This is a genomic window from Pseudomonas sp. FSL R10-1339, assembly GCF_009600545.1.
GTDB lineage: Bacteria > Pseudomonadota > Gammaproteobacteria > Pseudomonadales > Pseudomonadaceae > Aquipseudomonas > Aquipseudomonas bubulae.
This window is the reverse complement of sequence record NZ_WIVQ01000243.1, coordinates 1-728: the sequence shown is the minus strand read 5'-3', so window position 1 is coordinate 728 and position 728 is coordinate 1. Positions and strand designations below refer to the sequence as shown.

Genomic DNA, 728 nt, shown 5'->3' with positions numbered 1-728 from the left:
GCAGCCGCAAATGCTGGCCACCTCGACCGAGATGTTGGAGGCGCAGTTACTGGATCACCTGCAGGAAGTGGCTGAGCAACAGACGCGCTGTGTAACTCGATTCTGGGACTGGTTAAACGCCGTGGTCGACGCCGGAGCGCTGCCCCCACCACAGGCTGCAGTGTTTGCCTGTGAAGCGGCCACCTTGGGCGGCCCGTCCGGAGTGGTACCTGAATGAGCGGCCGTTACGGTAACGGCAGCGACCCGTTAGCCGCGATCAGTACGTCGCCTGCAGTGCTGGCCACACTGCGCCGTCGAATGAATGCCATCGAGCTCGCCGCCGACACCCTGCAGGTGCATCTGGCCAGCGAGCGGGCGCAAGGTTTTGTTGAGATGCTGGAAGAGCTCAAGGTGCTTAAGCCGGCCGACATTGAAAGCCTGTACCTGATCATTGATGACGCCGCTCAGGCGCGCGTCACGGCGTTGCTGCTGTGATCGGGGACGGGATTCACGAAGACGCGCTGCAGCACCTGGTGCAACAGAGCGCGGTCAGGGAGTTTGTCGCCGGCCGTGATACCACCCGTACCAAGTGGACGTTTTCGGTACGCCTCGGCGGGCCGCACTCGCGGCTGATTCCAGTACGGTCGAGGCGGGAGGTGATTCGTACCTGGGCCAGCCTGACGGCGGTGGGTCGCTTTGCCGAAAGGCTTGGTGTGCGAGGCTTTGCGGTGGAACTATGAAGTTTCGCG

General features: G+C 62.8%; 3 protein-coding genes. All 3 read left to right on the top strand.

Annotation, left to right across the window (positions count from 1 at the left end; translation table 11 throughout):
- The coding region (locus tag GHO03_RS25265) for a hypothetical protein (protein WP_178110382.1) at positions 1 to 217 on the top strand (217 nt) is incomplete at its 5' end.
- On the top strand, positions 214 to 474 hold the full coding sequence (locus tag GHO03_RS24640) for a hypothetical protein (protein ID WP_106117521.1): 261 nt from the start codon (positions 214 to 216) through the stop codon (positions 472 to 474). The genes GHO03_RS25265 and GHO03_RS24640, both read left to right, overlap by 4 nt.
- Entirely contained in the window at positions 471 to 719 is a 249-nt protein-coding gene (locus GHO03_RS24635; protein ID WP_106117520.1) for a hypothetical protein, read from the top strand. The genes GHO03_RS24640 and GHO03_RS24635 overlap by 4 nt, the downstream gene beginning before the upstream one ends.
- Positions 720 to 728 lie beyond the last annotated feature (9 nt).

Bases quoted from the DNA above. Each gene is read 5' to 3' on its own strand.
- GHO03_RS24640 (WP_106117521.1), top strand. From the start codon at position 214: ATGAGCGGCCGTTACGGTAACGGCAGCGACCCGTTAGCCGCGATCAGT.